This is a genomic window from Lepagella muris (assembly GCF_004793975.1).
Taxonomy (GTDB): Bacteria; Bacteroidota; Bacteroidia; order Bacteroidales; family Muribaculaceae; genus Lepagella; species Lepagella muris.
Window position 1 is genome coordinate 1 of the sequence record NZ_SRYB01000059.1, and the last position, 7,906, is coordinate 7,906.

General features: G+C 48.0%; 5 protein-coding genes and 1 riboswitch. Of the genes, 4 read left to right on the top strand and 1 reads right to left on the bottom strand.

The window, feature by feature from the left end:
- Positions 1 to 161 precede the first annotated feature (161 nt).
- The 4 genes from E5331_RS19845 to thrC all read left to right on the top strand — a co-directional run bounded on the left by E5331_RS19845 (position 162) and on the right by thrC (position 6,151).
- Positions 162 to 404 (top strand): hypothetical protein, encoded by a 243-nt coding sequence (locus E5331_RS19845; RefSeq protein ID WP_123484478.1) that lies wholly within the window; start codon positions 162 to 164, stop codon positions 402 to 404.
- An 82-nt stretch (positions 405 to 486) separates the two neighbouring features.
- Positions 487 to 696: riboswitch (cobalamin riboswitch) on the top strand.
- A 371-nt stretch (positions 697 to 1,067) separates the two neighbouring features.
- Positions 1,068 to 3,512 carry a bifunctional aspartate kinase/homoserine dehydrogenase I gene (gene thrA / locus E5331_RS19850; protein WP_123484477.1) on the top strand — a complete coding sequence of 815 codons (2,445 nt, stop codon included), beginning with the start codon at positions 1,068 to 1,070 and terminating at the stop codon, positions 3,510 to 3,512.
- A 50-nt stretch (positions 3,513 to 3,562) separates the two neighbouring features.
- The gene (locus E5331_RS19855; protein ID WP_123484483.1) at positions 3,563 to 4,777 is read left to right on the top strand and encodes a cofactor-independent phosphoglycerate mutase; all 1,215 of its coding nucleotides are present in this window, start codon (positions 3,563 to 3,565) and stop codon (positions 4,775 to 4,777) included.
- Positions 4,778 to 4,843: 66 nt separating this feature from the next.
- On the top strand, positions 4,844 to 6,151 hold the full coding sequence (gene thrC / locus E5331_RS19860; RefSeq protein ID WP_123484476.1) for a threonine synthase: 1,308 nt from the start codon (positions 4,844 to 4,846) through the stop codon (positions 6,149 to 6,151).
- Positions 6,152 to 6,253: 102 nt separating this feature from the next.
- Here thrC and E5331_RS19865 read toward each other — a convergent pair whose 3' ends face one another.
- Positions 6,254 to 7,300, bottom strand: a complete 1,047-nt coding sequence (locus E5331_RS19865) for a TlpA family protein disulfide reductase (protein ID WP_168355322.1) — start codon at positions 7,298 to 7,300, stop codon at positions 6,254 to 6,256.
- Between the last annotated feature and the right edge of the window lie 606 nt (positions 7,301 to 7,906).

The following is a 7,906-nucleotide window of genomic DNA, read 5'->3' on the forward strand; positions in this document are numbered from 1 at the left end:
GCACCGTCTCTCCACGGTCAGGAATGCCGACCGGATAATCGTGCTTGACGGCGGATGTGTCGTCGAGACCGGGAACCACGACTCCCTAATTGCCCTAAAAGGCACGTACTACAATCTCGTGAAGAACCAGCTTGAATTAGGCAACTGATACGAATACAGATATGGAAACCGATAAGAGAACAGACAAGACAGTTATGAAGATGGATAAAGACCACCATGACAACATAGAGCTTCGCTCAGATAAGGTGAGGGAACTGCTCGGAGAGATACCGCCTTCACTGGTGAGGTGGGGCACAGCCATCATCGCAATTGTGTTCATCGGATTGGTGGCAGCTGTATGCCTGTTGCCTTACCCCTACTCCAACGGGGAATCCATACTCCGGCATTTCATCGTAATCCAATAACTCCGCGCTCTTTGCGTGCTTGGCGGTTAAATCGACCCGCGTGCTATTTTGGTTTTAAATTTTGTGGGATAAAAAAATTGTGCTAACTTTGCAGCGGTACGGTGCCATGCGTAATAGTACGCGAAAGGGCTTAAATGGGAACCGGGTGTGAGTCCCGGGCAGTCCCGCTGCTGTAAGTTCTATATAACTGTCTGCCAAAAGAAACGTCACTGTGAATCCACGATATGGGATCATGGGAAGGCGGTGCAGATGGGGAACGAGCCAGAATACCTGCCGTGCCGATTGTCTGTTCGAAAGCTTGCGAGGACGAGTCAGGACACGTTGTCACGGTGAGGGAATCCCGAAGGAAGTGATAAGAATGTGATATAGATGTGTGCAGCGTAGCCGCAGAGATTGCGGTAAAGCGGCGGAACGGCTCTCAAAATGTAGGTTTCCCTATGCGGCACGTCAAGCCGATTTGTCCTCCAAGCTTTTATTTCGTTCAGTGGTTGAATTGCGCCACGGAGTCCGCACGTAAATTAAACCGCGAAGAACGCGGAGAGCACGGATATATTAATTTGGGGCAGATATTGTCTATTTTTTTGTGATATTGATAAATTTTACTAAATTTGGCAATTCTTTTTCCCAGTAACAAAAAATATATATTCGATAATAAGAGACTGTATGAAAGTATTAAAGTTTGGCGGCACCTCGGTCGGCACAGTTAATAGTCTTACCAACGTAAAGAGGATTGTGGAGGAGATTCCCGGAAGAAAAGTTGTGGTTGTGTCTGCTCTCGGCGGTATAACCGACCTGTTGATCGCTACTGCCAGACTTGCTGTGGCTGACGATATCGCCTATCTTGATTCATACGCACGCATTGTGGAGCGACATATCGCCGTCATCGACGGCGTTGTGCCGGAATCTCGTCGTGACGCCACTTTGGCTATGGTGAAGATGATGCTTGATGAATTAGGCAATATTTTCAAGGGGGTCATGCTCCTTCATGACCTTTCTCCTCGCGCACTTGACATCATAGTCAGCTATGGCGAACGTCTTTCAAGCGTAATAGTGTCAAATGCCATAAAGGGTGCCACACATTTCGACTCCCGCACATTCATCCGCACGAAGGAGGGTCCGCATGGAGCCAACGTGCTTGACTCTGAACTGACAAACAGGCTCATAGAGGAGAAAGTATGTGCCTACGAATGGGATACAGCCGTGATGGGTGGATTCCTTGCGACGGATGCCAAAGGTGAGGTCACAAATCTCGGACGAGGTGGCAGCGACTACACCGCCGCAATAATGGCGGCTGCCCTTGATGCTGATATTCTGGAGATTTGGACAGACGTTGACGGCTTCATGACCGCTGATCCAAGGGTGATTGACACAGCATACGTGATTGACGAACTTACATACACGGAGGCGATGGAGCTTTGCAACTTCGGCGCAAAGGTGATATATCCTCCGACAATATACCCCGTTTACCACAAGAATATCCCTATCCTTGTGAAGAACACCTTCAATCCCTCCGCCCCCGGCACCCGCATCAGTAATGAGCCACCACATCGGAAGCCGTCAGACAAGGCGATAAAGGGTATATCCTCAATCAATGACACTTGTCTGGTAACTATCACGAGCCTCTGTATGGTAGGTGTGATCGGTGTGAACTCAAGGATATTCAATGCCCTGACAGCCAAAGGTGTGAGCGTGTTCCTCGTGTCCCAGGCAGCCAGTGAGAACAACACTACCATTGCCGTGCGTAATGCTGATGCTGATCTCGCCGTGCGCACGCTCCGCGAGGAGTTTGCCACAGAATTGGCTACGGGCATGTTTAACGATGTGGTTGCGGAGAGAGACCTCGCCACGGTGGCGGTGGTAGGTGAGAACATGAAGCATACCACCGGACTTGCCGGAAAACTCTTCAACACCGTGGGCAGGAACGGTATAAACGTGATAGCCTGTGCGCAGGGTGCCTCCGAGACCAACATCTCATTCGTGATCGAGAGAAAGAGTCTTCGCAAGGCACTCAACGTGATTCATGATTCCTTCTTCCTTTCGGAATGTCAGGTGTTGAACCTCTTCCTGATAGGAGTGGGCAACGTGGGACGCAGCCTCATGCAGCAGATCAGCAAGCAGCAGGAGAAACTCCTGCGCGAAAAGAACCTGCGCATCAACGTGGTAGGTATAGCCTCAAGCAAGAGGGGAGTGTTCAACCGCGACGGGCTTGACGTGGCTGACTGGCGTAGGCTTCTTGATGAGGAGGGTATTGACGTCACTCCCGACATAATCCGTCGGGAAGTGCTCAACATGAATATATTCAATTCCGTATTTGTGGATTGCACGGCATCGGCAGATGTGGCTGCTCTGTATAAGGATCTGTTGTCGCACAACGTGAATGTGGTTGCGGCAAACAAGATTGCGGCTTCGGGCGATTATGACGTCTACAAGGAACTGAAGGAGACGGCACGCCGCAAGGATGTGAAGTATCTGTTTGAGACGAATGTCGGTGCGGGACTCCCGATCATCAACACCATCAACTCTCTTATCAATTCCGGCGACAAGATCCTGAAGATCGAGGCGGTCGTATCGGGCACCCTTAACTATATCTTCAATGTGCTGGCTGCTGATGTGCCTTTGAGCCGTGCGGTGGTCATGGCTAAGGAGGCTGGATATACTGAGCCGGATCCGCGTATCGACCTTTCCGGAAAGGATGTGATCCGCAAACTTGTCATTCTTGCCCGTGAGGCGGGATATGAGGTGAGTCAGGAGGATGTGGAGAAGAATCTTTTCATACCGGAGGAGATGCTTGCCGGAGAGGCTGATGAGTTTATCTCCAAGGTGGCATCGCTTGATGAGGAGTTTGAGAAGATGAGGGGTGATGCAGAGGCGGCGCACCGTCATTTCCGTTTTGTGGCATCGTTCGACAACGGTCATCTCAGCGTAGGACTGAGGAGCGTGGATTCCGACCATCCTTTCTATAACCTTGCCGGAAGCAATAACGTTATACTTCTTACCACTGACCGCTATATGGAATATCCTATGGTGATAAAGGGCTATGGCGCAGGTGCTGAGGTGACGGCAGCGGGAGTGTTTGCCGATATCATCAGCATTGCCAATATACGGTGATTTTCGCTTGAAGAGCGAAGCGCATAAGTGCGCATAATAAGATTTAGATGATGAAACATATAATTATTCTTGGTGACGGCATGGCTGATGAGCCATGCGAGGAGCTGGGGGGCATGACGCCACTTGAGGCGGCTGATTCGCCCGCTCTTGATGAATTGGCGCGTCGCGGACGCTGTGGCATGCTCGCCACGGTGCCGTCGGGATACGCCCCCGGCAGTGAGATCGCACATCTCTCCCTGTTGGGTTATAACTTGCCGGATGTGTTTGAGGGACGCGGCACTCTGGAGGCTGCGAGTATGGGTATTGATATTGCCGATGATGAGATGGCGATGCGATGTAATCTTATCTGTATCGCCCCGGATGGCACTATCAAGAACCATTCCGCCGGTCATATATCGAGTGAGGAGGCGTCGGAGCTTATCACAGCCCTGAATGAGTCGTTGGGCGATGGTAGATGTGAGTTCTTTCCGGGGGTGAGCTATCGTCATCTCCTGAAGATAAAGAATGCCGACAAACGCATTTCATGCACACCTCCCCACGACGTGCCGGGGCATCCGGCAGCCGATGAGATGGTGCGTCCCGACGTGGCGGAGGCAGCTGAGACGGCTGATTACATCAACCGCTTGATATTGCGTTCGCAGGAGGTTCTTGCGAATCATCCTGTCAACCTGCGCCGCATTGCCGCAGGAAAGGATCCTGCCAACAGTATCTGGCCGTGGAGTCCTGGTTACCGTCCGGCAATGAAGACTATGGGTGAACTGTTTGGCGTTCGCGACGGATACGTGATATCAGCCGTTGACCTCATCATGGGAATCGGTGTGTATGCCGGATTGAAACCGATCATAGTGGAGGGTGCCACCGGACTTTATGACACCAACTATGAGGGTAAGCTTCAGGCGGCTATGGATGCGTTGCGCTCCGGTGCGGATTTCGTGTTCTTGCATATAGAGGCGAGTGATGAGGCTGGTCATGAGGGGGATGCTCTCTTGAAGAAGAGGACTGTTGAGAACCTTGACCATCGTGTGGTCTGTCCGCTGCTGAAGGCGTTGGAAGAGTTTGACGAGGATGTAACGGTCGCACTGCTGCCGGATCACCCCACGCCATGCAATATCCGCACGCATACTTCTGATCCTGTGCCGTTCGTGATATGGCGCAAGGATGTGGAGCCGGACGACGTGAAGGTCTACACCGAACGTAGCGCGGCAAAGGGCGGCTACGGACTTCTCCGCGATGATGAGTTCATCCGTGAGGTCTTGCGCCCTTGAACCATAAACCATACACCCTCAACCCTAAACTTTCAACCATAAACCATAAACATTAAATCATAAACTATGATATATCGCAGCACAAAGGGCACCGCACCTGAAGTCTCGCTTGAAGAGGCGGTGGTGAAAGGTCTTGCCCCTGACCGTGGATTATATATGCCGGAGCGTATCCCTACGCTTCCAAAAGAGTTTTTTGACCGTCTGCCTAAGATGTCATTACCGGAGATGGCGTCGGAGATTGCCGCCGCACTCTTCGGGGAGGATGTGGAGCCTGATAAACTGAAGGCTCTTACGGAGGATGCGATGAATTTTCCGATTCCGTTGGTGAAGGTGTCAGACAACATACTGTCGCTTGAACTTTTTCACGGTCCGACATTGGCGTTTAAGGATGTCGGCGCACGTTTCATGGCGCGTCTGTTGGGTTATTTCAACCGCGACAATAAGGACAGGATGGTCAACGTGTTGGTTGCCACGTCGGGCGATACCGGTAGTGCCGTAGCCAACGGTTTCCTCGGAGTAGATGGCGTCAGAGTCTTCGTGCTCTATCCGAAAGGGAAGGTCAGCCCGATACAGGAGGCGCAGTTCACTACACTCGGCAGGAATATAGAGGCACTTGAAATAGATGGCACGTTTGACGATTGCCAGTCGCTCGTGAAGCAGGCGTTTCTTGACAAGGAACTCAATGATGCTATGATGCTGACGTCAGCCAATTCCATCAATGTAGCGCGTTTCCTCCCACAGATGTTCTATTATTTCTATGCGTGGGCACAGCTTGCAGCTACGGGTGCCGACATGGATAAGGTTGTGGTATGCGTACCGAGCGGTAATTTCGGCAATATCACGGCGGGATTGATAGCCAAGCGTATGGGATTGCCGATAAAGCGTTTTATCGCGGCTAACAATGCCAACGACATATTCTATCAGTATCTGAAGACCGGTAAGTATTCACCGCGTCCGTCGGTGCAGACGATAGCGAATGCCATGGATGTGGGTGATCCGAGTAATTTCGCCCGTGTGCTCGACCTCTATGGTCATGACCATGCAGCCATCACTAATGAGATCAGCGGTTGCACCTATACTGATGAGGAGATAGGGGATACCGTGTGTGATACATTGGAGCAGACCGGTTATCAGCTTGATCCGCATGGGGCAGTGGCTTACCGTGCCCTTAAAGAGTATCTGAAGCCCGGAGAGACGGGTATATTCCTTGAGACGGCACATCCCGCCAAGTTTAAGGCAACAGTGGAGGAGATCACCGGTAAAGAGGTTGCCATTCCCGAACGCCTTGCCGCCTTCATGAGAGGCGAGAAGAAGTCCGTGGAGCTACCTGCCGACTTCGCAGCCTTCAAGAGCCACCTGCTGAAGATGGTTTGAGGTATTCCCTTCAAGAGTTTTAAGATTATAAAGTAGGGCTATCTGTATCGGTAGTCCTACTTTGTTTCTGTAATAAATGACAAAAGTGATAATATGAGATTACTATTTAAGGCAGTTTGATATGAAATCGTGAAATTCTTGATTTGACATATATCCGACAGATGTTTTCAGCAGTTTCCCCTCTTTGTCAAATATGAGGTGGGTTGGAAATGCGTCAATACCGAACTCTTCCATAAGTTTTCCCATGCTTTCCGCATTGATGATTATGGATATTCCTTGCACATCAAGGGATCTTTTCTTCCAATCATCAACATTTGATGATTGGTCGCAGATGTTGATGAATGTTAGTTCGGGATATTCCTCTTTCAAATTGATAGTTGCCCGTTCTTTTGTTTCCTGTAAACATGGTCCGCACCATGTATTCCATAAATCAACAAAAACCGGACCGTCTGTCGGATTGGCTTTAATGAAGTCGATAATGGAGAACTCTTCATTCAGAAGATTGAATGACTTGGTTGTTTTCGACAGTTTTGCATTCAACTCATTATTGAGATTCAGTATTATTGATGCCAATTCTGACGTAAGGCCATTCTTGATGTTGCATAACTGTTTCTCTGAGAGTGGACGTAGTGAATCAATCTGCATTTTATAGCTTGTCAATGCCATCATATTCAAGAATAAATCAGAGGGCTTGTCAATGTTTTTTCTTATCAACCGGGCTATGTCATTTTTCCAATTCTCTATATCTTTTTCATTTATGGACGGAAGATTGGCAGGATGTCTGGTCAGTAAGGTCTTGAAAAATTGGGAGGGACCTATAAAATAACCTTTTTCAAGTAATACCTCATTTTTATCTATTGGAGATAAATCTATTGAAGACATATAATCCCTGTATGCGGGAGGGATATTGGCATTAAACATAGGATTTAGTCTTTCCGGTCTGAATGACCATGCCGCGACAAAATCATATTCCTGTATATTGTTGATCCAATCTTTTATTTTAGTCGGTAAGAGCACGTTATTGTATGAGTATGACTTTATTACCTCTTTAAGTCTGTTTATTTTTATAGGTATGGAGTCCGTATTCTCATTGCCGGCGAAAATCGGCTCATTTTCAGAAAGACCGATGTGATAGTTAGAGATACTCATGAGAATTTTATTTGCCTTTAAAGAATAATTGTTATCAGAATTTTGGAGTGAATAGGCATTGAATCCAAATTCAGGGGTTATTCGGCATATAAATTCAGATTTGTTAGTCATACGGCAGTCAATTGTGACTGTAGTATCTTGTTTAAGGGTTATCATTCCCATGAGATAAGGTTGTACATTGTCCTGCAAGATGAATCCGACATTTGTTTCTTCAGTGTCAATGGGTATTGAACCATAAAATGAATTACCGTTTTTAGACAGATTAAACCTGTCATAATCAAAGATATCTTCAAAAAGGGAAGAATATAATATCTCGGCATTCATAGATGATGGAAGTTCCATACCACTATCGCAACTTACGTTTACAACAATATTCGCGTTTCCCGATTTTATTCGATTTGCAGATGCACAAACACTTATTGAAGTTGTCTAAACTTATTTTGAGATGTTAAAAATTCGGTAAAATAAATAAAATACAGCGCATCCTGAAAATGAAGCACTATATTATAGTCGCCAAACTTCAATAAGTTGCACCTATGCCAGAATACGCAGTACTTGACAAAGATACAATAAAAAATCGAATTATGCCCTATCTTTCGGTCGCAA